The organism is Paenarthrobacter ilicis (genome assembly GCF_016907545.1).
In the GTDB taxonomy this organism is placed as follows: domain Bacteria; phylum Actinomycetota; class Actinomycetes; order Actinomycetales; family Micrococcaceae; genus Arthrobacter; species Arthrobacter ilicis.
This window is the reverse complement of record NZ_JAFBCD010000001.1, coordinates 1509416-1533431: the sequence shown is the minus strand read 5'-3', so window position 1 is coordinate 1533431 and position 24016 is coordinate 1509416. Positions and strand designations below refer to the sequence as shown.

Annotated in this window: 27 protein-coding genes; 4 read left to right on the top strand and 23 right to left on the bottom strand. The window is 62.9% G+C overall.

Annotated features, from left to right (window positions below; genetic code table 11):
• Positions 1 to 3: 3 nt before the first annotated feature.
• The 4 genes from JOE60_RS07065 to infC all read right to left on the bottom strand — a co-directional run bounded on the left by JOE60_RS07065 (position 4) and on the right by infC (position 3102).
• Positions 4 to 927, bottom strand: coding sequence for a TrmH family RNA methyltransferase (locus JOE60_RS07065; protein WP_167264910.1), 924 nt, complete (start codon positions 925 to 927; stop codon positions 4 to 6).
• Positions 928 to 952: 25 nt separating this feature from the next.
• Positions 953 to 1624 carry a 50S ribosomal protein L20, sunset domain variant gene (gene rplT / locus JOE60_RS07060; RefSeq protein ID WP_167264909.1) on the bottom strand — a complete coding sequence of 224 codons (672 nt, stop codon included), beginning with the start codon at positions 1622 to 1624 and terminating at the stop codon, positions 953 to 955.
• A 119-nt stretch (positions 1625 to 1743) separates the two neighbouring features.
• A complete protein-coding gene (gene rpmI, locus JOE60_RS07055) occupies positions 1744 to 1938 on the bottom strand; it encodes a 50S ribosomal protein L35 (protein WP_059387794.1) in 195 nt (64 codons plus the stop codon).
• A gap of 117 nt (positions 1939 to 2055) precedes the next feature.
• Entirely contained in the window at positions 2056 to 3102 is a 1047-nt protein-coding gene (gene infC / locus JOE60_RS07050) for a translation initiation factor IF-3 (RefSeq protein ID WP_405475432.1), read from the bottom strand.
• Positions 3103 to 3518: 416 nt separating this feature from the next.
• On the opposite strand from infC, the gene JOE60_RS07045 reads away from it, so the two are divergent.
• Complete coding sequence (locus JOE60_RS07045) at positions 3519 to 3917, top strand: DUF1844 domain-containing protein (RefSeq protein ID WP_167264908.1); 399 nt, start codon at positions 3519 to 3521, stop codon at positions 3915 to 3917.
• 96 nt (positions 3918 to 4013) lie between these two features.
• On the opposite strand, the gene JOE60_RS07040 is transcribed toward JOE60_RS07045, so the two are convergent.
• From JOE60_RS07040 to JOE60_RS07005, 8 genes are all read right to left on the bottom strand, one after another.
• Positions 4014 to 5318 carry an MFS transporter gene (locus JOE60_RS07040; protein ID WP_167264907.1) on the bottom strand — a complete coding sequence of 435 codons (1305 nt, stop codon included), beginning with the start codon at positions 5316 to 5318 and terminating at the stop codon, positions 4014 to 4016.
• A 53-nt stretch (positions 5319 to 5371) separates the two neighbouring features.
• Positions 5372 to 6259, bottom strand: a complete 888-nt coding sequence (locus JOE60_RS07035) for an SseB family protein (protein WP_167264906.1) — start codon at positions 6257 to 6259, stop codon at positions 5372 to 5374.
• The gene (gene priA, locus JOE60_RS07030; RefSeq protein WP_167264905.1) at positions 6259 to 7002 is read right to left on the bottom strand and encodes a bifunctional 1-(5-phosphoribosyl)-5-((5-phosphoribosylamino)methylideneamino)imidazole-4-carboxamide isomerase/phosphoribosylanthranilate isomerase PriA; all 744 of its coding nucleotides are present in this window, start codon (positions 7000 to 7002) and stop codon (positions 6259 to 6261) included. Before priA ends, JOE60_RS07035 begins: the two co-directional genes overlap by 1 nt.
• A gap of 28 nt (positions 7003 to 7030) precedes the next feature.
• Positions 7031 to 7189 (bottom strand): hypothetical protein, encoded by a 159-nt coding sequence (locus JOE60_RS07025; protein WP_167264904.1) that lies wholly within the window; start codon positions 7187 to 7189, stop codon positions 7031 to 7033.
• Positions 7190 to 7939, bottom strand: coding sequence for an imidazole glycerol phosphate synthase subunit HisH (hisH, locus tag JOE60_RS07020; RefSeq protein ID WP_167264903.1), 750 nt, complete (start codon positions 7937 to 7939; stop codon positions 7190 to 7192). It abuts the gene before it with no gap.
• The gene (gene hisB / locus JOE60_RS07015) at positions 7936 to 8562 is read right to left on the bottom strand and encodes an imidazoleglycerol-phosphate dehydratase HisB (RefSeq protein WP_167264902.1); all 627 of its coding nucleotides are present in this window, start codon (positions 8560 to 8562) and stop codon (positions 7936 to 7938) included. Before hisB ends, hisH begins: the two co-directional genes overlap by 4 nt.
• A 46-nt stretch (positions 8563 to 8608) precedes the next feature.
• Entirely contained in the window at positions 8609 to 9727 is a 1119-nt protein-coding gene (locus JOE60_RS07010; RefSeq protein ID WP_167264901.1) for a histidinol-phosphate transaminase, read from the bottom strand.
• A 74-nt stretch (positions 9728 to 9801) separates the two neighbouring features.
• A complete protein-coding gene (locus JOE60_RS07005; protein WP_167264900.1) occupies positions 9802 to 10161 on the bottom strand; it encodes a LysM peptidoglycan-binding domain-containing protein in 360 nt (119 codons plus the stop codon).
• A 356-nt stretch (positions 10162 to 10517) separates the two neighbouring features.
• Between JOE60_RS07005 and lexA the strand changes: the two genes are divergently transcribed.
• Complete coding sequence (gene lexA, locus JOE60_RS07000; protein ID WP_167264899.1) at positions 10518 to 11261, top strand: transcriptional repressor LexA; 744 nt, start codon at positions 10518 to 10520, stop codon at positions 11259 to 11261.
• Between the two features lie 60 nt (positions 11262 to 11321).
• On the opposite strand, the gene JOE60_RS06995 is transcribed toward lexA, so the two are convergent.
• Complete coding sequence (locus tag JOE60_RS06995; RefSeq protein WP_167264898.1) at positions 11322 to 13382, bottom strand: ATP-dependent DNA helicase; 2061 nt, start codon at positions 13380 to 13382, stop codon at positions 11322 to 11324.
• Positions 13375 to 14937, bottom strand: coding sequence for a GTPase HflX (gene hflX / locus JOE60_RS06990; RefSeq protein ID WP_167264897.1), 1563 nt, complete (start codon positions 14935 to 14937; stop codon positions 13375 to 13377). Before hflX ends, JOE60_RS06995 begins: the two co-directional genes overlap by 8 nt.
• Before the next feature lie 502 nt (positions 14938 to 15439).
• Here hflX and JOE60_RS06985 point away from each other — a divergent pair.
• Positions 15440 to 16054: a class I SAM-dependent methyltransferase gene (locus JOE60_RS06985; protein WP_167264896.1), complete on the top strand. Its 615-nt coding sequence runs from the start codon at positions 15440 to 15442 to the stop codon at positions 16052 to 16054.
• Here JOE60_RS06985 and dapF read toward each other — a convergent pair.
• The 6 genes from dapF to JOE60_RS06955 all read right to left on the bottom strand — a co-directional run bounded on the left by dapF (position 16035) and on the right by JOE60_RS06955 (position 21602).
• Positions 16035 to 17003: a diaminopimelate epimerase gene (gene dapF / locus JOE60_RS06980; RefSeq protein WP_239528832.1), complete on the bottom strand. Its 969-nt coding sequence runs from the start codon at positions 17001 to 17003 to the stop codon at positions 16035 to 16037. The genes JOE60_RS06985 and dapF overlap by 20 nt on opposite strands.
• Positions 17004 to 17036: 33 nt before the next feature.
• The gene (gene miaA / locus JOE60_RS06975; protein ID WP_167264895.1) at positions 17037 to 18008 is read right to left on the bottom strand and encodes a tRNA (adenosine(37)-N6)-dimethylallyltransferase MiaA; all 972 of its coding nucleotides are present in this window, start codon (positions 18006 to 18008) and stop codon (positions 17037 to 17039) included.
• An 18-nt stretch (positions 18009 to 18026) separates the two neighbouring features.
• The gene (miaB, locus tag JOE60_RS06970; protein ID WP_167264894.1) at positions 18027 to 19556 is read right to left on the bottom strand and encodes a tRNA (N6-isopentenyl adenosine(37)-C2)-methylthiotransferase MiaB; all 1530 of its coding nucleotides are present in this window, start codon (positions 19554 to 19556) and stop codon (positions 18027 to 18029) included.
• Positions 19556 to 20029 carry a regulatory protein RecX gene (locus JOE60_RS06965; protein WP_204814991.1) on the bottom strand — a complete coding sequence of 158 codons (474 nt, stop codon included), beginning with the start codon at positions 20027 to 20029 and terminating at the stop codon, positions 19556 to 19558. The genes miaB and JOE60_RS06965 overlap by 1 nt, the downstream gene beginning before the upstream one ends.
• Before the next feature lie 58 nt (positions 20030 to 20087).
• Positions 20088 to 21128: a recombinase RecA gene (gene recA, locus JOE60_RS06960; RefSeq protein WP_167264892.1), complete on the bottom strand. Its 1041-nt coding sequence runs from the start codon at positions 21126 to 21128 to the stop codon at positions 20088 to 20090.
• A 249-nt stretch (positions 21129 to 21377) separates the two neighbouring features.
• A complete protein-coding gene (locus tag JOE60_RS06955) occupies positions 21378 to 21602 on the bottom strand; it encodes a DUF3046 domain-containing protein (protein ID WP_167264891.1) in 225 nt (74 codons plus the stop codon).
• Between the two features lie 41 nt (positions 21603 to 21643).
• On the opposite strand from JOE60_RS06955, the gene JOE60_RS06950 reads away from it, so the two are divergent.
• On the top strand, positions 21644 to 22207 hold the full coding sequence (locus JOE60_RS06950; protein ID WP_239528831.1) for a MarR family winged helix-turn-helix transcriptional regulator: 564 nt from the start codon (positions 21644 to 21646) through the stop codon (positions 22205 to 22207).
• Between the two features lie 82 nt (positions 22208 to 22289).
• On the opposite strand, the gene JOE60_RS06945 is transcribed toward JOE60_RS06950, so the two are convergent.
• From JOE60_RS06945 to pgsA, 3 genes are all read right to left on the bottom strand, one after another.
• Positions 22290 to 22724, bottom strand: coding sequence for a helix-turn-helix domain-containing protein (locus tag JOE60_RS06945; RefSeq protein WP_167264890.1), 435 nt, complete (start codon positions 22722 to 22724; stop codon positions 22290 to 22292).
• A gap of 135 nt (positions 22725 to 22859) precedes the next feature.
• On the bottom strand, positions 22860 to 23384 hold the full coding sequence (locus JOE60_RS06940) for a CinA family protein (RefSeq protein ID WP_167264889.1): 525 nt from the start codon (positions 23382 to 23384) through the stop codon (positions 22860 to 22862).
• The gene (gene pgsA, locus JOE60_RS06935; RefSeq protein ID WP_167264888.1) at positions 23381 to 23980 is read right to left on the bottom strand and encodes a CDP-diacylglycerol--glycerol-3-phosphate 3-phosphatidyltransferase; all 600 of its coding nucleotides are present in this window, start codon (positions 23978 to 23980) and stop codon (positions 23381 to 23383) included. The genes JOE60_RS06940 and pgsA overlap by 4 nt, the downstream gene beginning before the upstream one ends.
• Positions 23981 to 24016 lie beyond the last annotated feature (36 nt).

The following is a 24016-nucleotide window of genomic DNA, read 5'->3' as shown; positions in this document are numbered from 1 at the left end:
AGGTCACCTCGTTGGATTTGAAAGAGTTGTGCTTGAATACTGCTGGGAACGTGCGCTGGCATAGAGGCACACCGTGGCCGCTGTTCCCAGGTTGAGGCTTTCGGCTGAACCATAAACCGGCACTGCCACCCTGTGGTCTGCAAGGGACAGCTCAGCATCCGATAATCCCTGCGCCTCATTGCCAAAAAGCCACGCTGTAGGTGCTTCCAAGGCGTACTCGGAGGTCACTGACGCGCCGCCCACCCTGCGCGCAGCGTTTTCGTCCTGGAGCTTATCGAGATTCAGCGTGCCGTAACCGTCAGCGGCCAGGACTCCAATACCCAGCTCTTTGCAGCGGGACACCAGATCCTCCACCTCGGCGCCCAGCACTACAGGCAAGTGGAAGAGTGACCCTGCGGTGGAGCGGACCGCTTTCGGATTGTAGATATCCACGCTGGAACCGGTCAGGACTACGGCATCCGCTCCTGCTGCATCTGCGGCGCGCAGGACCGTTCCGGCGTTCCCGGGATCCCTGACTTGGCACATCACAGCAATGAGCCGGGGACCGGCGTCGAGCACTGACTCCAAAGTGACATCCACAAAACTGCACACGGCAACAATCCCCTGGGGATTCACCGTGTCCGCCATGGCGGCCAACACTTCGTCGGTGGCGATCCTGAGCTGGGTCCCTACGGCGAGGTCGGCAAGTTCAGGAAGGCGGTCCAGGCACGCCTCACTGGCATAGACCTCATGCACGACGGCGGGCCAGCCGGCCGCTGTCCGCTCACGATGGAGAGTCAAAGCCTCGCGCACGGCCTGCGGACCCTCCGCCAAGAACCGTTCACGCTTTAAACGGGCCGGGCGCCCGGCAAGCTTGGCAACATCCCTCACCCGATCAGCTCGGGGGTTGGTCATCGTCAAGTCTTGCGGGCGCCCGGTTTCGTTCATATAAGAACTTTAGTGGCTGTTGCGACTAGTTCTTGATCTGCTGGCGGGCTTCGCCGCCTGCCGGCTCAAAGCCGGCCGCCTTTGCGGCCTCGACTGTGGCGAACCAGTACTCGGCAGCGGTGGTGTTGTACCAGGTGGAACCCGGAACGTGGTACTTCTTGGACTCGGCGTTGCCCTTGATGGCGTGGCCCTCGGGTGCTTCGTCGCCATCGGCAACAACAGCGCCATCGATGGCGGGCTTCTCGGAAACGGCAGCCTTGACAGCCGTGGCAGTCGCGGCGGCGGGAGCAACCTTGGCAGCCTTCGGAGCAGCTTCAGCCTTGGCCGGAGCGGAGGTGTCAGCCGGCAGTGCGCCCTTGGCAACGTTCACCAGAGCGGCGAAAGCGTTGGCATCGGAGACGGCGAGTTCGGCGAGCATACGGCGGTCAACCTCAACCTCAGCGGCCTTCAGGCCCTGGATCAAACGGTTGTAGGTGAGGCCGTTCGCGCGGGATGCAGCGTTGATGCGCTGGATCCAGAGGCGACGGAAATCGCCCTTCTTCTTGCGGCGGTCGCCGTAGCTGTACACAAACGAGTGCAGCAGCTGCTCTTTGGCCTTACGGTAAAGGCGCGAACGCTGACCGCGGTAACCCTTTGCGCGTTCGAGGACAACCCTGCGCTTCTTGTGGGCGTTTACCGCCCGCTTCACACGTGCCACGTGCGTACTCCTTCAGAAATCTTTATCCCAAGCTGCTACTGCCGATGAAACGGCCGGCCTGAGAAGGCTTGTGGTGTAGTCGGTAACTGCCGGATGGCAGAAACCACAGAACTTGGAACTTAGACGCCGAGCATCTTCTTGATGACCTTGGCATCGCCCTTGAAGACGATCTTGTCGCCGGCGAGGCGACGGGTCAGCGTGGAGGACTTGTGCTCCAGGTAGTGACGGCGGTTGGCCTGCTGACGCTTCAGCTTGCCGGTACCGGTCAGCTTGAAGCGCTTCTTAGCACCGCTGTGGGTCTTCATCTTCGGCATGGGAACCGATCTCCTTACGTATCCACGGACGAGTCCGCGATTCTTTCGTGCAGCCGGCCTGTGAGGACCGGCGTGCTGGTTGCTTGCCGGTGGAGGCGGAGCCTCCGCGGCGTTGAACTAGTTGGTCTTGCGTGCTGCAGGCTTGGGAGCGGCCTTGGGGGCAGCGGGCCGGGCAGCAGGCTTGGGTGCTGCAGGCTTTGCTACCGGCTTGGGAGCCGCGGGAACTGCAGGTTTGGGAGCGGCCGCCGGAACAACCGGCTTGGGAGCCGCAGGAGCGGGAGCCGCCTTTGCGGCCGGTGCAGCCTTTGCGGGAGCAGCCTTCGCCGGGGCAGCGGCTACAGGCGCAGCCTTCGCTTCGGGAGCCTTCTTTGCAGCAGGCTCTTCCTTGGCGACGGGAGCCGGAGCTTCCTCAGCTGCGGGAGCTTCCTCAACGGCCGGGACTTCCTCCGCTGCCGGGGTCTCCTCAACTGCAGGAGCCTCCTGGACTGCGGATTCTTCAGCCACGGGCGCTTCGGCCGATTCCTGCTGCTCCGTTGCTTCACTGACCTGGAAACCCTCAGGGAGAAGGTCCGCGAGGCTCTGCGTCAGCGGGGCCTGCTCCCCTGTGGTGTCCACCCGCGTGGCGGCCTTGGCTTCATTCTGCGCCTTGGCTTCTGCGCGCTGTGTTGCACGGCGGGCTTCAGCCTTGGCTTCTGCCTTGTTCTTCAGCGGACCGATCACCATGACCATGTTGCGGCCATCGATGCGGGGGCTGGACTCGATAACGCCCACCTCAGCTACGTCCTCTGCAAAACGCTGCAGAAGGCGGATACCCATTTCGGGGCGCTGCTGCTCGCGGCCGCGGAACTGGATCATGGCCTTGACCTTGTCACCGGCGCCGAGGAAGCGAAGCGCGTGTCCACGCTTGGTCTCGTAGTCGTGCTTGTCGATCTTGAGGCGGAAGCGGATTTCCTTGAGAACCGTGTTGGTCTGGTTCTTGCGGGCTTCGCGCGCCTTCACGGCAGCCTCGTACTTGTACTTGCCGAAGTCCATCAGCTTGCAAACAGGGGGCTTGGCCTGCGGCGCAACTTCAACGAGATCGAGATCGGATTCGGCAGCAAGACGCAGTGCGTCCTCGATGCGGACAATTCCTACCTGTTCGCCGGCAGGGCCGACCAACCGCACCTCGGGGACGCGGATACGCTCATTGATTCTTGGCTCGCTAATGTTAAAGCTCCTGTTGTTGTGGTGATGTCACCGGCAAATAGAGAAGGCCCCCAATTGCTGGTGCAATCGAAGGCCTCGAAGATCGGGAGCGCCCCCTCGAGGGGTAGCGCACACTCCCAGGGGCAATAAGCCTCCGGCGTGTCCGACCAGATACCCGGCAACCTCTTGTCCCCGAGGGGATCTTGTTCCCGAAGGGAAACGGCTGACGCGGGTGGGAGAGAACTCCGCTTGCAAACTGAAAGTCAATACTACAGAAAGAACCCGCCAAGCGCACATTGCGGACGGCGGGACGACTACCTTGGGCCACCGTATGAGGTGATTCAAGACATTTCGTGAATAACGACTTCCAGTCGGTCTGTGACAAGCTTACCAGTATGAGCACTGAAGACAGCAATTCCCGTAACTCCTTCGACGGAGATGCAGCTCCGGGCCAGGACGCAGGGGTATCCCAACAAATCCGCGACATCGCCGAAGTTCCGGCAGTGGAGGTCATCACCACGGGTGCCGTGCACCTCATGAGTGCCGCCGCCGTGAAAGTTGGCCTCGCTGATGACCCCAATGCCGAGGACCTCAAGGATCTGGACGAAGCCCGCAAGCTGATCACCGCCCTTGCAGGCCTGGTATCCGCGGCAGCACCGGAAATCGGCTCCCAGCACGCAGGACCGTTGCGTGACGGCCTGCGTTCCCTGCAGCTCGCCTTCCGCGAAGCGTCGCTCATCCCCGACGCACCGGGCAAGGGCCCGGGGGAAAAGTTCACCGGACCCGTGAACTGACTGCCTCTGACATAGCAAACGCCGACGGCGGGACCACCTTTAAGGGGTGTCCCGCCGTCGGCGTTTAAGAAGGTGCGGACTGTGCGGCCTGGCTGGTCAGACGCGCGCCGCCCGGCGTCGGAAGGAGGCCAGAACCAATCCAGCGCCACACAGAGCCACACCTGCCATCCCGATTGCAGCGAAGCCGGCCGAAGGACCCACGTTGTCAATGAAGACGCCGGCAAGGGGCGCCCCCAGCGCAACACCCGCGGTGAGGGCAGAGCCATACCAACCCATGGCTTCTCCACGCCGCTCTTCACTGACAAGATCGGCCACCATCTCCGAGGACGCCGACAGCACAGGGGCGCACAGCAAGCCGGGAAGCAACGAGAGGAATGCCAGCGTCCACGTATCCTGCGCGAAACCCATGGGTATGGTCAACGCAGCCATTCCCAACAGCAAAAGCCTGGGAGAGATGGTGCGTTTCATTGACCCGTAAATAAGCCCACCCACCACTGAGGCTGCGCACCAGAAGAAGAACACAATGCCGATCTGGTTCTGGTGACCGCCCCGTTCGAGCAACCCGACGATGCTCACATCCGAACCGCTCAGGACCATCCCGGAGCCGGCAGCCACCGTGAACAACGATGCAACGGATACGGTGAACCAGCTGAAGTTGCGGCTCACCCGGTTCCGGAAGCCGTTGGCCCCGGACGCAGACGGCGCCATTTCCGAAGCGGCTTCCTGGACATGGGCGGGCGCTGAAGCGACCATGGCGGACTCTGCTGCGGCGAGGTCGTCGGCAGCCCGCTCGGCGGATTCCCGGGGGCTGTCCGGAGCTTCACTGCGCGTGGGAGGGTTGAACCACATCAGGAACAGGCCCGCGACTGAAACGGATATGCCCACTGCCGTCAGCCCCAAGGCAGACCAGCCACTGGTGGCAACGATGGCCCCCACCGCCGGACCGATCATGAATACCAACTCAGTGGCAATCGAGTCCAGCGCATACGCGGAGCGCCGCTGGTCCCCGTCCACCATGACACCCAAGGATTGCCGCACAACACTGAAGATGGGCAAGGTGAACAAACCGCCCACAAAGACCAAGGGAAGCAGCCACTCGTAAGAGACGTGGGGAACAATCGACCAGATGACGGTCTCGGAGACCACTGAGGGAATGAGTGCCTTGCGCAGGCCGACGGTGTCTACCCGCCGCCCGCGCCAAGGAGCTCCCACAGCGATGCCGATGGTCATGACGGCCGCTGCTGCGCCTGCCGCAGCGTAGCCCTGTCCCAACGTCAGCACGATGTGCAGGGTGAGGAGAACGCCTGCGGCTGAGTGCGGGATACGGGCGATCATGCCCACCACCAACAACCGCCGCACCGGACGGATGGACAGCATCTCCTTGTAGAGAGCAAAATTCACGTGCTGAATCCTCTTGTTTCCCCAGGGCAGCCCCGGGGAAACCGGTACCGCCGTCAGTGCCGGCCAGGTCCCTGTGCCGCACGTTGCAATTTAATCTCGACAGAGTCGACGCTTTCGGCGAATGACTCCAGTTGCGCCCACGCCTGGTGCAAACTACCCACCAGGGACTGCACACCAGCCGCATCAAGCCCATCTTCCAGGTGGAGCACCACCTGCAGTTCAGGGCCAGGGCCACCACCGGAAACACTTCGACCGTCCGCCGTCAGCGACCTGACACCGGCTCCCGGACGGGTTTCCACAGCACGGACAGCCGGGAACTCCCGGGCCGCGCCTGCGAGATCAGACTCCAGTTGATCATTCAGGTAAGACGGCGTCCAGTCCTGCTGCTGGGCCAGCGCCCACATGGCAGGCCGTCTGACCACAAAGGTGAAGGCCGAACCCGGATCCAGCACCAGCAGCTGCGCATCCTCGGACACTGCCGAGAGGGCAGCACGCGCCGCATATACAGCAACCGGACGGGCCCCGCTGTGCCATGCCTCCAGCGTGGCCGCTGACGTGAACACTGGCATCGCCGTACGTCCGTCGGGGGCCTTCAGGGTGACAAGCGCCATATCCGCCTGCTTGTCGGCGTGCAGGCCGTGCGCACCCTCCGCTTCCTCAGCCAGTTGGGCTACTACGGGCACGAAAACCCGGGCCGTGGCCAGCGAAGCAACAACTTCGGCCTCCGAGCCTGTCCCGGCCTGCAAGGCAGCGATCGCGGCGAGGTAGCCTGCATCCGCAGTGCCGTCGTCGTCCTCAAAATTGTGGATTTTGGCGTCATCGCCAGTCAGGCTGCGACCGGCCCACGGCTGGCCGGCAGAGTCAGCTGCTCCACCGGCGCCGGCCAATGCTGCGGCTATGTGTCCGGGCAATTCACGCCGGTGGGCTTGGTCCTCACCCATCAGCGGCGACCGGCGACGTCCAACGCTTCGGGAAGCGTGAAGGCACCTGCGTACAGCGCCTTGCCAACAATGGCTCCTTCAACGCCCAGCGGCACAAGCTCCCGGAGGACACGGAGGTCCTCCAAGCTGGAAATTCCGCCGGACGCCACAACGGGCTTACCCGTCTTTTCCACCATCTGGCGCAGGAGTTCCACGTTGGGGCCCTGAAGAGTTCCGTCCTTGGTCACGTCAGTGACCACGTAACGGGAGCAACCGGCGTCTTCCAACCGGGAGAGAACATCCCACAGATCGCCACCCTCTTTGGTCCATCCGCGGCCGGCAAGGGTAGTGCCCCTGACATCGAGGCCGACGGCGATCTTGTCGCCAAAGCGGTCGATCGCCCGCTTGGTCCACTCGGGGTTCTCCAGCGCAGCAGTACCCAGGTTCACCCGGGCGACACCCAACTCCAGGGCGCGCTCCAGGGACTCGTCATCCCGCAGGCCACCGGACAGTTCCACCTTGACGTTCAGCTGCGATACCACCTCGGAGATGAGCTCCGCATTGTTTCCGCGGCCGAAAGCTGCGTCAAGGTCAACCATATGCACCCACTCGGCGCCGGCATCCTGCCAATTCAAGGCAGCCTCAAGCGGCGTCCCGTAACTGGTTTCCGAGCCCGCTTCGCCTTGCAGCAAACGGACGGCCTGGCCGTCAACAATGTCTACCGCCGGCAGAAGTTCCAGGATGGACTGGTCAGGGTTGCTCATGTGGGTCCTTGGAGTCGAGGGGACGCAGTCAGTTGCCTGGCAGCGTCAGGAGGTAGGCGGCCAGCAGGGACATTCCTGCAAGCACGTAAAAAGAGATGGAAACCCAGCGGGGCTTCTTTTGCTGGTGGAAGGAGATTCCCCCGCCCACCAGGATTCCGGCAAGTCCCATGAGGATGACAGACCACATTCAGGCAGCACCGCTCCCGGGTACCGGCGTCGCGGAGCCGGGCTTCCGGAGGCTGTCCACCCAGTTATGCAGCAGCCGGGCTCCGGCATCCCCGGACTTCTCCGGGTGGAACTGCGTGGCGCACAGAGGACCGTTCTCGACGGCGGCAATGAAGCGGGCACCGTGCTCGGACCACGTAACCTTCGGAGGAGTCATGCGGGGCTGCACCACATCGAAATTCCAGTCCTGCACGCCGTAGGAGTGAACAAAGTAGAAACGCTCTTGTTCGACTCCCTCAAAAAGGATGGAACCCTCCGCAACGTCCACGGTGTTCCAGCCCATGTGCGGAACCACGGGAGCCGGAAGCAGCTCTACCTTGCCGGGCCACTCGGCCATGCCCTCGGATTCCGTGCCGTGTTCGACGCCTGCTTCAAAGAGGACCTGAAGTCCTACGCAGATGGCCAGCACCGGGCGACCGCCGGCTACCCGGCGTCCGATCATCCGGATGCCGTCCACGGCTTTGAGTTCCTTCATGACAGTCTCGAAGGCGCCCACACCGGGAACCACCAGGCCGTCGGCGTTCAGCACGTCCTCACGCTTGGAACTCAGCACCACATGGGCACCCGCGCGCTCCAACGCACGGACGGCGGAGCGGACGTTTCCGGAACCGTAATCCAACACTGTGACAGTCGGCTTGCCTTCCGGGGACTCCGGCTTCAATAACGCCGCACCATCCGTGATGGCTCCATCCTTGAGGATCTGGCCGCTCACAGCGCACCCTTGGTGGACGGAATGCCTTCCACACGGGGATCCGATTCGACGGCAGCCCGCAGGGCACGGGCGAAAGCCTTGAACTGCGCTTCCACAATGTGGTGCGGATCCCGGCCGGCCAAGACGTTCATGTGCAGGCAGATGCCCGCGTGCAGCGTGATGGCCTCAAAGACGTGCCGCGTCAGCGAACCTGTGAAGTGGCCTCCGATGAGGTGGTATTCCTGGCCGGCCGGCTCTCCGCCGTGCACCAGGTACGGCCGCCCGGACACATCCACGACAGCATGGGCGAGGGCTTCATCCAACGGAACCGTCGCTTCGCCGAATCGTCGGATACCCGCCTTGTTGCCCAATGCTGTGCGGAGAACTTCGCCGAAAGTAATCGCGACGTCTTCCACCGTATGGTGCGCGTCAATGTGGGTGTCGCCGGTTGCCTTGACAGTCATGTCGATCAAGGAGTGCTTGCACAATGCCGTCAGCATATGGTCGTAGAAGGGTACCGAAGTGCTGATGTCGGAGACACCGGTGCCATCCAGGTTGATCTCCACCAGGACCGAAGATTCACTGGTGGTGCGCTCCATGCGCGCGGTGCGGGCAGCGGACGGCGCAGCGCCGGTTTCGCTCATTGGGATGTCCTTATACACGGAAGGTGGATGGGGTCTACAAACAAGTTTAGGCGTGCGCGGATGCCGGCCCGTCCAGGAGCGCCTCAAGGGCTTCCAGGAAGGCCGTGGTTTCCCGCTCGGTACCGGCGGTGACGCGAAGGTGTCCCGGGATACCGACGTCGCGGATCAACACACCGGCGTCAAGCAGTCCCTGCCACACGGCGTGCGGGTTGTCCAGGCCCCCGAAGAAGACGTAGTTGGAGTCCGACGCCGCCGGCTTGAGCCCCATGCGCAGCAGTTCGGTGACTATCCGGTCCCGCTGCACTTTGATGTCCTCGACGTCCGCCATCAGGGCTTCGCGGTGGTTCAGCGCCGCCAACGCGGTGGCCTGGGTGACAGCTGACAGGTGGTAAGGCAGACGGACCAGCCGGATGGCATCGGTCACTTCGGGGGCTGCGGCCATGTATCCCAGCCGGGCCCCGGCCAAAGCAAAGGCTTTGCTCATGGTGCGTGAGACGATCAGGCGCTGGCGGCCGGGCAACAGTGTCAGGGCACTGGGCGTATTGTCGTGCGCGAACTCGTGGTAGGCCTCATCCACGATCACGATTGCCTGGTTGTCCTCACCGGCCGCGTAGACGGCCTCGACTACATCAAGGCCCAAGCCGGTCCCGGTGGGATTGTTCGGTGAGCAGAGGAAGACGATATTGGCGCCCGTCTCACGGACCTGGGCGGCCGCCGATTCGGCGTCCAGCCCATAGTCATCCGCCCGGACTCCCCGCACATACTCGGTGTCGGTGCCACTGGCCAGCAAGGGGTACATGGAATACGTGGGCGGGAAACCCAAGGCCTTGCGTCCGGGCCCGCCGAAGGCCTGCAGGATTTGTTGGAGAACCTCGTTGGAGCCGTTGGCGGCCCAGATCTGATCCGGGCCGAGTCCGTGCCCCAGGTATTCAGCCAGGGCTTGCCGCAACTCCGTGAACTCGCGGTCGGGATAGCGGTTCAGCCCCGTCGCTGCGGCGGCAACGGCCTTGGTAATGGCGGCCTGTACATCCTGGGGAACCCCATGGGTGTTTTCGTTCACGTTGAGCAGGACGGGAACATCCAGCTGCGGCGCACCATAGGGGCTCAGACCGCGCAGGTTGGTCCGGAGGGGTAGTTGGTCAAGTCGCTCAAGCTGGTCACTCACCACGACAGTTTAAGCGGAGGGTGGGACTCCAGACTAACTGTGACGCCGGCGCCCACCCGAATCCGCCCGTCCTCCTAGGCTGCTGGTACAAACAGTTGCTGGCCGGGCTGGATCCGGCCACCCCGGAGGTCGTTCAGTTGAATGATTTCCGCGATGACGTCGCGGGGGTCACGCTCCGGCGCAGCGGCCCCGGCAATTCCCCACAGCGACTGCCCCTGCTGCACGGTGACGGTGACGGCAACGGGTGGCCTGAGCTGCGACTGCGAGTCGGAGGCCTTCGCCGGAGAGGTGATGAATCCGGCGAGGCTCAGGAGAGCAGCTGCCAACAGCATGGCGGGAATGCCGAAGAAGACCATCCGACCACGACGGGTCAGGCGGAGCCGCGGGGATGCCTTGGAGGCGCGGTAATCATTGAGGTTGGTGACGACGGACATGAGCTGAGCCCTTCTGAGCTATTGCCTGGCGCCGATACTTCGCCGCCTGGCTGCCAATTCTTAGTGCCTCCCCCGCGACGCCGATCCCTGGATGGGATGTTCGAACCGGATGTTCGATTTTCGGTACCTCGCGAAGATTTATAGAACACATGTTCGAACCTTGCTATGACATTTTTAGCACTTATCAACGAACGGTGTCGAGACTCGCTAGAACAAATGTTTGATAAACGCCTGCGCCTGCCCTACGTTTGAGTGAAGAAACAGGCACTGTTTCAGTGGACCAGGAGGGTCTGACATTTTTAGGACTCTCCCCATAGGGACGTACCTTGCGGGCGAAATGGAAGGCATTGGCGAACATGGCAGCGAAAGCCACAGGCGGCGCGGCACCACTGCGGAGCCAACAGCCCCAGAAGAGCCCCAAAAGCCTGACTGTCCGGCAAAAGAAAATCCTGGAGACCATCCAGAGGTCGGTGAACGACAACGGCTACCCGCCCAGCATGCGCGAAATCGGAGACACCGTGGGGCTGGCCAGCCTGTCCAGTGTCACGCACCAACTCTCACAGCTGGAGAAATTGGGATACCTCCGTAGGGATCCCAAGCGCCCCCGCGCCATGGAAGTCCTGATGCCCCTGACACTGGACGCGGGTTCCGTGCCCGGCGTCGAAGGTCCCGCCACCCTGCGCAGCACGGGCGGACTTGCGGTGACGGAACTTTCCAGCGCCAGCGACACCGCCATGGTTCCCTTGGTGGGCCGCATCGCCGCCGGCGGACCGATCCTGGCGGACCAGACTGTGGAGGACGTTCTTCCCCTGCCCCGCCAGCTCGTGGGGCACGGCGAGCTGTTCATGTTGAAGGTTGCCGGCGACTCGATGATCGACGCCGCGATCTGCGACGGCGACTGGGTAGTGGTGCGCCGCCAAAACGATGCCATCAATGGCGACATCGTTGCGGCCCTGTTGGACGATGAAGCCACCGTCAAGACCTTCCGTCAGCGTGACGGCCACACGTGGCTGCTGCCGCAAAACACGCAGTACGAGCCCATTCTGGGAGACCAAGCCACCATCATGGGCAAGGTTGTCTCAGTTCTGCGGTCGCTCTAGCAAACCCGATTCAGCTATCCTGGCCGGCAGTCCCGGCGAAATTCCCAACCAGGAAGCCATCTACGGCGTTGTAGCGGAGCCAAGCCGTTCCAGGACACCTCTGACCACTGTGCGGTCTGCAGTCGCCCAGAAGGGCGGCAGGGCAGCGCGCAGGAATGCTCCATAGCGCTCGGTGGAAAGTCGCGAGTCGAGCACCGCCACCACTCCCCTGTCACCGGTGGAGCGGATAAGCCTGCCTGCTCCCTGAGCCAGGCGAATCGCAGCGTGGGTAGCGGAAACAGCCATGAAGCCGTTGCCGCCGGACTGGGCTACTGCGCGGGACCGCGCAGTCATCAGCGGGTCATCGGGCCGGGGAAACGGTATGCGGTCGATGACCACCAACCGGCATGAGCCGCCGGGAACATCAACACCCTGCCACAGCGACATCGTGCCGAAAAGGCAAGTGTCGGGCTCATCCGCGAACTGCTTCACCAACGCGGACATGGTGGACTCGCCTTGGCAAAGAATGCTGACATCCAGGCGCTGACGCATCGCATCTGCGGCGTCTTCCGCGGCACGGCGTGAGGAGAACAAGCACAATGCTCCCCCGCCGGAAGCCCGGATGAGGTCTTCCAGCTCGTCCAAGGCCTCAGGAGAGGTTCCCCGCGACGGTTTGGGCAGATGCTTGGCCACGTACAACACACCCTGCTTGGGATAGTCGAAGGGCGAACCTACGTCGATCCCCGTCCAGCTGGGAGCTCCGTCCCCTATCAGCCCCAATCCCCCGGCTGCCGGTTCAAAAGCCGAACCGATGGCCAGCGTCGCTGACGTCAGTACCACCGTATGGTCGGCGAAGAGCCCTTCCCGCAGCCTTCCGGCCACGCTGAGCGGTGCGATGTTGATCAATGCCGGTGCGGTCTCGTCAGGCTGGGAGTACCCCTGCTGGGGGTCGAAAGTGCTGTTCCGGGAAAACCACACCACTTCCCGGTTTTCCTTGGCGGCGAGCATACGCTCGCACAGTTCAAGGATGAGCATCAGCCGCGACCGGGCCAGTTGCCGGCCACCGTCGACGGCCGTCGAGGAGTCGGTTTTGGAGTCCGAAAGGGCCGCCCGGGTGGCGTCGCGCAATTGATCGAGGCAGTCCAGCTGCTCATCATTGAGGCCGTTGGGAAGCAAACCGTCGGGAACACCGGCGATTGCCATGTCGAGGCGGTCCGCAGCGGCGTTGAGCGCATCCACAGTAATGGCCGTGTGCTTGCGTGCGCTGGAGGCGGCAGCATGGACCATCGCCACTGACAACTGGCCGGATACTGCTCCCGTAACCCTGTCCTGCAGCTCATGCGCTTCGTCTACCACCACGACGTCGTATTCCGGCAGCACTGCCAGGCCTTCGAAAGCGCTGACGGCCAACATGGCATGGTTGGTGACCACAACATCGGCCTCAGCCGCACGGGCGCGTGCCAGTTCACTGAAGCACTCCTCGGCAACGGGACATTTTTGGGCCCCGAGGCATTCCATGGAGGTGACGGATACTTGCCGCCATGCCCTGTCCGTCACGCCGGGCATCAGTTCGTCACGGTCTCCCGTGGCGGTCTTTTCGGCCCATTCGCGGAGACGGACGACTTCCTTGCCAAGCTGCGACTGCGGGCCACCCATGGACGCCGCGAAATGCGGCACGGCCGTATCCTCACCCAGGGAAAACAACTGGCCTTCTGACGGCTCCTCGCTGGGGAAGCCGCCTTCCAGCTTTTGCAGGCAAACATAGTTTGCCCGCCCCTTCACCAACGCCACGTTGACCGGGCGTTCAAGGTGGGGGGTGATTGTGTCCAGGAGCCTGGGAAGGTCCCTGCCTACAATCTGGGTCTGCAAAGCCAAGGTGGCGGTGGACACAAGCGTGGGCTTGTTGCTCTCCATGGAGTGGGCGATCAACGGAATCAGGTACGCCAGGGACTTACCTGTTCCCGTTCCCGCCTGGACCAGGAGATGTTCTCCCGTCTCAATGGCACGGGTGACATGCTTGGCCATCTCATGCTGGCCTTCCCTGCTTTGTCCCCCCATGCCTGAGACGGCACGATCCAACAATTCAAGGGTTGCTTTCTCACCCTCGGATGCGGCTCCGTCCGCCGCCACCTTCTTAGCCATGAGCGATGAATGACTCCAGTTCAGCGGCCAGGCCCTCACGGACCATTGCCACTACGCGCGTGCCGTTTTCCTGGTGGTCGAGGCTGAGAATTTCGGAGTCCGAGCTGTGCAGCTTGCTGATCAGCTCGCCACGGTCGTAAGGGATCAACAGCTCCAAGCGGACACCGGGCCGCGGGATGGATCGGCTGATGTCCTCAAGAAGCTCCGCGATTCCCTCGCCTGTACGTGTGGAAACCACTGCATTCCTGGGCTCCTTTTGCTTCAGTCGCTCCACAACGAAAGGATCTGCGACGTCCACCTTGTTGAGCACGATGATCTCCGGCACTTTTCGTGCATCCACTTCGGAGAAAACAGCCCTGACTGCGGCAATCTGCCCTTCAGGATCCGGGTGGGAAGCATCCACCACGTGGAGGATCAGGTCAGCATCCGCGACCTCCTCCAGCGTGGAGCGGAAAGCCTCCACCAATTGCGTTGGCAAGGACCGGACAAAGCCCACGGTGTCGGCAAGGGTGTAGCCGATGCCGTCCGGAGTCTGCGCCTTGCGGACGGTGGGGTCCAGCGTGGCGAAGAGTGCGTTCTGCACCAGGACCCCGGCATCGGTCAGGCGGTTGAGCAAGGAGGACTTGCCCGCGTTGGTGTAGCCGGCAATGGCCACGGACGGAACGTCGTTACGACGGCGGTTGGCCCGCTTGGTCTCGCGCGCCGGCTTCATGGCCGCAATCTCACGCCGAAGCTTGGCCATCCGGGTACGGATGCGCCGGCGGTCGAGTTCAATCTTGGTTTCACCCGGACCACGCGAACCCATGCCGGCGCCTGCGCCACCCACCTGGCCACCTGCCTGGCGGGACATTGAGTCACCCCAACCACGGAGCCTTGGCAACAAGTATTCGAGCTGCGCCAGCTCAACTTGTGCCTTGCCTTCACGGCTCTTGGCATGCTGGGCGAAAATGTCCAGGATCAACGTTGTGCGGTCCACCACCTTGACCTTGACAATGTCCTCAAGCCCACGGCGCTGGGAGGGCGCAAGCTCGGTGTCCACCACCACCGTGTCCGCGCCGGTGGCGGCCACGATGTCCTTGAGTTCCTGGGCCTTGCCGGAGCCAAGGAAGGTACCGGGATCGGGCTTTGTACGCCGCTGGACGAGTCCGTCCAGGACCTCGGAACCTGCCGTCTCGGCCAGGGCTGCCAGTTCACGGAGGGAATTCTCCGCATCAGCCAAGGTACCTTCGGTCCACAGACCAGCGAGGACAACGCGCTCAAGGCGCAACTGCCGGTATTCAACCTCGGTGACGTCTTCGAGTTCAGTGGACAGCCCTGCGGTGCGGCGCAATGCGCGGCGCTCGGCCAGGTCTTCCTGGTCACCGTCGTAAATACTGTGCTCTTGGTCGAGCGAAGAGATTGCCTGCGCCTTGCCGAGGACACCACCGGCGTCGCTGTCAGCAGACGGCCGGGCTGGTGCATCCTTGGAAAGAATCCGGTCGATGACGGCCTGGATTTGGTCAGGACTCATGTCCTGGGCGTCGGAATCGGATCCGGAGTGCTTCTGGGTGGTCATGGTCTCCTTAGACTGTTCGGCTATTCCAGAATAGTGCTGTTTACTGCTCGATGGTGCGCTCTTCGCGCTGGGCTGACGGGCTTGGGCCATGGAGGCTCCTGTGGGCCGGGCAGAATCCACACCTCGGGGGTGGAAGCTGCAGGTAACAGTGGTTCGAATGGATCCGCGGGGAGGCAGCCGGCCCGGAGGATGTCCTGACGCCCGGGCCGGACCGCACGTTGGGAACGCAGCATGATGCTGCCTCCACTGCGGAGGGACTGGGAGCGTTGATCTCTCGGGGATGCCGGTAGCAACCTGCCGGGCGGAAAGGGCGGCAACCGGGCAATAGTGCCGGGCCGCTCTGCGTCGCGGGCGAGGCCTCCAGGGCCTGCTGAAGCAGGCCGGGAGGTTTTGGCTACTCAAAGATCAAGAACATGGACTAAACAATAGCACCGCACGTCAACCCACCCTGCTCCCCCGGCAGTTTCCCAAGTCCACCATTGGGCCACTAATCTGGCTCCTTATGGAGTCTGCACACTATTTCACTGCCCAACCTGCCGGTCCGTTCACCCGGAAGCCGCTGACCGTGGAATTGGACGGCAAAACACGTCACCTGCAGACCTCCAGCGGTATCTTCAGCCCCGACGCCGTGGACAAAGGAACGGCCATCCTGTTTTCGGACGTTCCGCCACCCCCTGCCGAAGGAACGTTCCTGGACATCGGGTGCGGATGGGGTCCCATTGCGCTGACACTGGGGCTGAAGTCCCCGGAGGCCACCGTTGTTGCGGTGGACGTGAACGAACGCTGCGTGACGCTTACCAACGAGAATGCTGCGGCGCTGGGCCTGGGCAATGTCCATGCCAGTCTCCCGGACGACGTAGACCCCGGCGTCGAGTTCACCACTATCTGGTCCAATCCGCCCATCCGCATCGGCAAGGCTGAACTGCACGCGCTGCTGCTCCGGTGGCTTCCGCGCCTCGCCCCGGGCGGCGAGGCCTGGCTCGTGGTGCAGAAGAACCTCGGCGCCGATTCACTCCAGAAGTGGCTCGCCGGAGAACTGGGCAGCGGTTACGCGGTGGGCCGGGAAAGCACGTCCAAGTCGTTCCGCATCATCAAGGTCAGGAAAGCGTCCCTGTAGCCACGATGACCGCCGGGCCGCTGAGTTCAACGTGCTCACGGCCGCCGGCTCCGGGGAAGAACTTTACGCCTACGACACCGCCTGGAACCTTGACGTGCCAATCGTTGGGTGCCGCGCTGCCGGCCCAGTGACGAATGGCCACGGCAGCCGCGCACGCGCCCGTGCCGCAGGATTGCGTCTCACCGACCCCGCGCTCGTGGACGCGCATGGAAATGGTGCCCACTCCGTCCTCCACCAGGGGTTCGGCGGGAACAACGAATTCAACGTTGGTGCCGTGTTCCGGTTTGGGATCCACCACCGGTGCTTTGAACAACTGGGTAGCAGACAACTCGGCCAGCTCGGCAAGGGCCACAACAGTGTGGGGATTGCCCATGCTCACGGAGAGCCCGGGCCGGGCTACTTCCAGGCCATCGGCACTGACCAGGGCGTCCATGGCCTTGCTGGTGGCTTCTTTGGGGAAGATAAACTCCCACGGCCCCATGTCAACGGCGTAACCGTTGACTGTGCGGACTACTTTTTTGACGCCGCCGCGGGTTCCAATGGTGAGCGTTTCCCCTGTTCCAAGGTCTACCAGGCCCTGCTCGATGAGGAAGTGGACGAAGACGCGGACCCCATTGCCACACATCTCAGACAATGAACCATCGCCGTTGCGGTAATCCATGAACCATTCGGCGCCGCTGTCCTGTTCAAGCGCAGCGCGGCCCTCGGGCAGGAAGCGCGACGGCACCGCGCGGATGAGTCCGTCACCTCCGATGCCTGTGTGACGGTCGCACAGCTGGGCTACCTGCTCGGGAGTGATCTCATGCGCGTCGCCCGGGTCCGCGATCAGGACAAAGTCATTTCCCGTCCCATGCCCCTTGGAAAAGGGCAATCCAGCCAAGCTGGGTGCGGGCACGGCTGCCTCGGCGGAGGGTGCCTGCGGGGCAGTGGCTACGGCGGTTTCTTCCATGGAGTCAAGGCTACCCGCCCCGCTTGACTGGCCCTAAATTGCGGGGGTGTTCCGGCTTCCCACTTCCGAGAGCGCCTTGCCTGCCAGGTCCGGGTCACGCCAATCCAGCCAGGTGATCCGGGGGTCGGCACGGAACCACGTCAGCTGCCGCCGGGCGAACTGCCTGGTGGCCACAATGGTCTCTTCGATGGCGGTGGCCTGGTCCATGACGCCATCCAGCACCTTCAGGAATTGCGCATAGCCCAACGCCCGTCCTGCCGTTTTGCCGGTTCGCAGGCCGATCGCATCAAGCCGGCGCACTTCGTCCACCAATCCAGACTCAACCATCCCGTGGACACGCTCAGCCAACCGACCACGCAGCTCTTCGCGATCAACTGCAAGACCTATCTGGACTGCCGGCTGAAAGTAGCGCCGCTCGGGCATGAAGGAACTGAACGGGCGCCCCGTCAGCCCATGGACTTCCAAGGCACGGATCACCCGCCGGGCATCACCGAGGCGGCCTGCGGCCACTGGATCCACCGCGGCCAAGCGTTCCCGGAGGGGCGCCAGCCCTGTGGCGGCCACCTCCTCCTCCAACCGTTGTCGAAGGGCGGGGTCGGTTCCCGGGAACTCCAGGACGTCCAACGCCGCCCGGACGTACAAGCCGGAGCCGCCCACCAGGATTGCCCTCTTGCCGCGTGAGTGGATGTCGCGGATCGCGTCGCGGCACTCCTGCTGAAAGTCGGCCACGCTGGCCTCGTCAGTGACGTCCAGGGTATCCAGGAGGTGGTGGCGGACGCCCTTGCGCTCCTCCATGGTGATCTTTGCCGTGCCGATGTCCATGCCCCGGTAGAACTGCAGGGCATCGGCGTTGATGACCTCGCCGTCGAGGTCCAATGCGAGCTTGACCCCCAGGTCCGATTTTCCCGAACCAGTGGGACCGACAATCGATATGACAGGCGGGGCGCCCGCAGTCACTCCGGGCGTTGCGGGGTTGTTTGGGGACTCATCCGGGGTTTCCGACATGCTGCAGCGCCGCCGGGATCAGGATCGCCGGGCAGGCAGGGACGGCATCCCCAGGGAAACACCCGACGTGCCGGTGCCTGTGCCAGCTGCCGGGACGCCGCAGGAGTCTGCCTGAGCCCTGTCCCAAGCCTCCCCGGCACGTGAACGCCGTAAGACATAGTCATCCGTGGTGGCAGGGTCTGCCACCAGGTGGAACGCAGCTGCCTCCGTGATGGTCACAGTGACGAAATCCCCCGGGCGCGGAGCCTGGGCTCCCGCGGGAACGGAGAAATGTACAAGCCGCTGGTCCTTGGAACGTCCGGAAAGCCGGTGCGTCTCTTCGGCCTTTCGCCCGGACTGCGCCGTCACCAAAACCTCAACAGTGCGTCCAAGCTGCTTGGCGTTCTCCTCGGCGGCAATACGGTCCTGCAGGGCGGTGAGCCTCTCGAAGCGTTCCTGGACCACGGCCTTGGGCAACTGATCCGGCAGCTCGGCCGCGGGTGTGCCGGGCCGCTTCGAATACTGGAAAGTGAAGGCGGTGGCAAACCGGGACTTCTCCACAACGTCCAACGTGGCCTGGAAGTCTTCCTCGGTCTCCCCCGGGAAACCAACAATGATGTCTGTGGAAATTGCCGCACCCGGGATCTTGTCCCGCACCTTGTCCAGAATGCCGAGGAACTTGCTGGAACGGTAGGAGCGACGCATGTCCTTGAGGACCTTGTCCGATCCTGACTGGAGCGGCATGTGCAATTGGGGCATCACATTGGCGGTTTCCGCCATCGCGTCAATCACATCGTCGGTGAACGCAGCCGGGTGCGGGCTCGTGAATCGAACCCGTTCGAGGCCTTCAATGGTGCCGCAGGCACGAAGTAGTTTGGAGAACGCCAAACGGTCGCCGAACTCGACGCCGTAGGAGTTAACGTTTTGCCCCAAAAGGGTGACCTCCACAGCTCCGTCATCCACGAGGGCCTGGATTTCAGCCAGGATCTCCCCCGGACGCCGATCCCTTTCCTTACCTCGAAGCGACGGAACGATGCAGAAGGTGCAGGTGTTGTTGCAGCCCACGGAGATGGAGACCCAGCCCGAGTAGACGGAGTCCCGCTTGGTGGGAAGGGTGGAAGGGAAGACGTCCAAAGACTCCAGGATCTCCAGCTGGGCTTCGTTGTTGTGGCGTGCCCGGCTCAGCAGGGCCGGGAGGGCTCCCACGTTGTGCGTACCGAAGACCGCATCAACCCAAGGCGCCTTTTTGACGATGGTTTCCCGGTCCTTCTGCGCCAGGCAACCGCCCACGGCAATTTGCATTCCGGGATTCTGTTCTTTGGCCTGCCGGAGTTGTCCCAGGTTTCCGTAGAGCTTGTTGTCCGCGTTCTCCCGCACCGCGCAGGTGTTGAAGACCACGACGTCGGCCAAGGCACCTTCCGCAGGCACGTACCCGGCGTCTTCAAGAAGTCCGGCCATCCTTTCGGAATCGTGGACATTCATCTGGCAGCCGAAGGTACGGACCTGATAGGTCCTGGGTTCGGCTGTCTGTGCGACAGAATCTGCTGGGGAAGAAATGGTCAAACTCACTACTCAAGGGTACCGGCTTCCGCCAACACCTCGCCGACAATCCTGAACGCCATGGAGGGCGCATAGCCCTTGCGGGCCAGCATGGCTGCCAGCCTCCGCGTGTGCTTATCGCGCTCGGCCCGATCCGCCAGATTCATCCCTGGCCGGACCTTACGCTCAACGAGTTCACGTGCAGCACGCTCCTCATCGTCATCGCTGAGCTGGGACAACGCTTCCTCCGCCGCCTCCAGCTCAATGCCCTTCTCCGTCAACTCTCGTCGAAGGGCACCCTTGGCGAGCTTCTTGCTCTGGGAACGGCTCCTGACCCACATCGTGGCAAACTCCGGGTCATCGATGAGCTGTACCTCTTCAAAGCGGTCCAGCACTGCCTCTGCCACGTGTTCAGGAACGTTCCGCTCAGCGAGCTTCCGCGCCAACTGCAACCGGCTCCGGGGCGCCATGGTCAACTGCCGCAGAACGATGGCACGGGCCACGGACTCCGGGTCCGGTTCAGGGTCTGCGGCGACGGAGGATTCCGGGTCCGGTCCCCGTCTAACCTTCAACGGCCTTCAGCTTCGGGGACTCTTCCTCAGCCTTCACGCCTACGCCAAGCTTTTCCTTGATGAGGCGCTCCAGTTCCTGCGCCAACTCAGGGTTATCACGCAGGAAGCGGCGGGAATTCTCCATGCCTTGGCCCAGCTGGTCGCCATCGTAGGTAAACCAGGAGCCGGACTTCTTGATGATGCCGTGCTCTACGCCCATGTCAATGATCCCGCCTTCACGGGAGATGCCCTGGCCGTAGATGATGTCGAATTCCGCGATCTTGAAGGGCGGGGCCATCTTGTTCTTGACGATCTTCGCCTTGGTGCGGTTACCCACCGAGTCTGCGCCTTCTTTGAGGGTCTGGATTCGACGGACATCGATACGGACGGAGGCGTAGAACTTCAGCGCCTTACCACCGGTGGTGGTTTCGGGCGATCCGAAGAAGACACCGATCTTCTCGCGCAACTGGTTGATGAAGATCGCCGTGGTCTTGGTCTGGCTCAAGCGGCCGGTGATCTTTCGAAGTGCCTGGCTCATCAAGCGGGCCTGCAGGCCAACGTGGGAGTCACCCATTTCGCCTTCGATTTCAGCGCGGGGGACCAACGCGGCCACGGAGTCAATGACGATGATGTCCAGTGAACCTGATCCGACCAGCATGTCCATGATCTCCAAGGCTTGCTCACCGGTATCCGGCTGGGAAACCAAAAGAGCGTCCGTATCCACGCCGAGCTTGGCGGCGTAGTCCGGATCCAACGCATGCTCGGCGTCGATGAAGGCTGCGATGCCGCCGGCGCGCTGGGCGTTGGCCACCGCGTGCAGTGCCACGGTGGTTTTACCGGAGGACTCCGGGCCGTAGATCTCCACGACGCGTCCACGCGGCAGGCCTCCAATTCCCAGAGCGACGTCCAGTGCAATGGAACCCGTGGGAATTGTCTCGATGGGGGCGCGGGTGTCATCACCCAAACGCATGATCGAGCCTTTGCCGAACTGCTTGTCGATCTGGGCAAGCGCTGCTTCAAGCGCCTTCTCACGATCCGGGGCTGCCGCCATGGTTCACACCTCTGATGCTTTCTCGCTGTGGAGTGGCCCGAAGGCCGCTTTCCTGTCATGTCAGACGCTATTACGGTGCCCTGACATTTTTACAAGCCGTTCCCCGCTATGTGGATAAACGGGGCTGCCGGATGCCTTGGAACGCGTCTTTCAAGATCAAACTGTCCTTGTTAGGAGCATATCCCCATCCGAACAGATATTCGAATAACGCTCCGGCGTGTCCGGCCGACGCGGGCCGGGATTCCCGGGTCAGTTGGAAGACGGCTTGATGTCCCGCCCAAGCCTTCGTTCCGGGGGAACATCCTGGACTTCACAGACCGCCAACCATACGTCCCGGGGATGGCGTCCGGCGGCCAGGGCCTCTACTGCGGTACGTCCCCCCACCCCGGCCAAGACCAGTGAGTTGGCCAGCACGCGGGAGTACCCGGACCCGAATTCATCGTCCATCAATCGCCAAAAGTCACTTGCCCTCACCGATAGAGTCTCTCACGGCACCGGACTCTAGAATGGTTGCCATGAGCAATCCTCTCCAGAGCACGCCCGGTCCCGTCGCATCAGGCGACGCCGTGGACGACGCCCTCCAGCAGGTGGAACACCAGCTGAGCCTGCTCTGGCGGAGGGCACGATCCATCTCCTACCAGCTCTCGCGCCAGGTCCATCCCGATATGGAACCTGCAGCCTACGGCTTGCTGACCGTCATCCGCCGCGAAGGTCCCATCAGGCTCACGGACCTGGCCACTTCCATCGGCGTGGGAAAACCTTCGGTGAGCCGGCAGATTGCCTTTTTGGAGAGCATCGGGCTCGTCTTCAAGGAGGCAGACCCCCAGGATGGCCGGGCACAGTCGATCCGGCTGACCGAAAAGGGCGAGGAGAAGATGCACCAGGTCCAGGACGCACGCCGGCAGGTTTTCCGGGAACGCCTGGGCGAATGGCCGCTTGAGGATGTGCAGATCCTGGCCGACTACATGGGACGCCTCAATGTCATCTACGGCGACGGCGTCCTGAAAGATGTCGCCGTCTCCAAGGAAGCCGCCGTCTCCGAGGAAGCCACCGTCTGCAAGGAACCCACAGACCCGTAATGCCGCCCCTCCCCGCACGGAGGGGCACAAAAAAGTCCCCAGCCATCCGGCCGGGGACTCTTTCTTAATTCCTTGGTGAAGCTTACCGGGCGCCGGAGAGCATCCCCTGCGGGAAGTCGTCCGTGAGGTCCAAATCACGGCCGTAGCGCTGGGAGAACTCCTGCGGAACGGTATCCGGTACTGACACACCTTCCGCGACGGCCACGCGATCGCTGACTTCGCGAAGCATGTGGGACAACGGAACATCCAGGGCTGTGCAGATAGAGGACAGGAGCTCGGAAGAAGCCTCCTTCTGGCCGCGTTCTACCTCGCTCAGGTAACCGAGCGAAACGCGGGCACTGTGCGAAACCTCGCGGAGGGTACGGCCCTGACGCTGGCGGACATCGCGCAGAACATCACCGATCTCGTGACGCAGTACAACCATTTTGCGCTCCTTCTGTTCGCTCTGTGTCTTATCAGCCAAGCCCACATCCTTCCAGCGGACAACGCCGTTCACGGACACGGGCTGCTTTACCATCTGTATCGCCTTGCTCCTCGTTCTTCCGGCCCGCTGCTGGCGAACCGGGTGGGTGTCTACATCCTAGGCGCCCCGGCTCTTCCGAGGCGACACAATGACACAACTATCGGCAAACAGTTTTTGTTCCCGGCAACTTTACAAGCGGTAACCAGTTGAGGTCAGCGCTTCAAAAAGCCTGGCCAATGCAGCATCAGAGGCCTGCCGGCGAATGGACGGCCTGCCGCCGTCGAAACCGTATTCAAAGGCTGTGCTGCCATCGGCCGTGCTCACGCCGATGAACACTGTCCCCACAGCTTTGCCATCATGAGGCTCGGGGCCGGCCACCCCCGTCGTGGAAATTCCGACGTCGGCCCCGCAAGCAAGCCTGGCGCCATCAGCCATGGCGGCCGCCACGGCCCCGTCGACTGATCCGACTGCGGCGAGCAGGTCCCCGGACACTCCGAGTACCTTGGCTTTGACCGAGTTCTGGTAGGCCACCACGCCGCCTTGGAGCATTCCTGACGCCCCGGGAGTATCTGCCAGCGCGGCGGCCACCATACCGGCCGTCAGCGATTCCGCCGTGGCAACAGTGAGGTGTTTCTCCAGGGCCAATGCCACCACCGATGACGCTGTCCCCTCCTCCGGCGTCGTGTCGGCCGGCGTCCCGGCGGTCGGGCTCATGCGCGGCGTCCTGCAGCGCGGAGCTTAAGGGCCTGGACAACATATTCGACGCCGGTCCACAGCGTGATGGCGGCGGCGAGCATCATGACCCAGAAAGCAAGGCCATCCAGCCACGGCACGGAGGCCTTGAGGGGCAACAGATACAGGAAGATCGCCAACGTCTGCACCACGGTCTTCAGCTTTCCGCCCCGGGATGCCGGCATGACGCCGTACTTGATGACAACGAACCTCAGGGCCGTTATGCCCCACTCGCGGACCAGGATGAGGATGGTGACCCACCACGGCAGTTCCGCCAGGATGGACAGGAGCACCAAGGCCGAGCCGATCAGGAGCTTATCCGCGATGGGGTCCGCGATCTTGCCGAAGTTGGTGATGAGGCCGCGCGCCCGGGCGATGTCGCCGTCGAGCTTGTCGGTGTAGATCGCCACCGCGAAGGCTACCAGCGCTGCCCAGCGCCAGATTCCGAACTCATGGTTGTCCTCCAGGAGGAACCATACAAAGAACGGGACCAGGGCGATGCGGAGCATCGTGAGGATATTGGGCAGGTTCCAAATATCGGATCTGCTGGACGCTGTATCACCCTCGGCTCTAGTCACCCCTCTAGGCTACCGTCTTTGGGCCTGCCGTCAGGG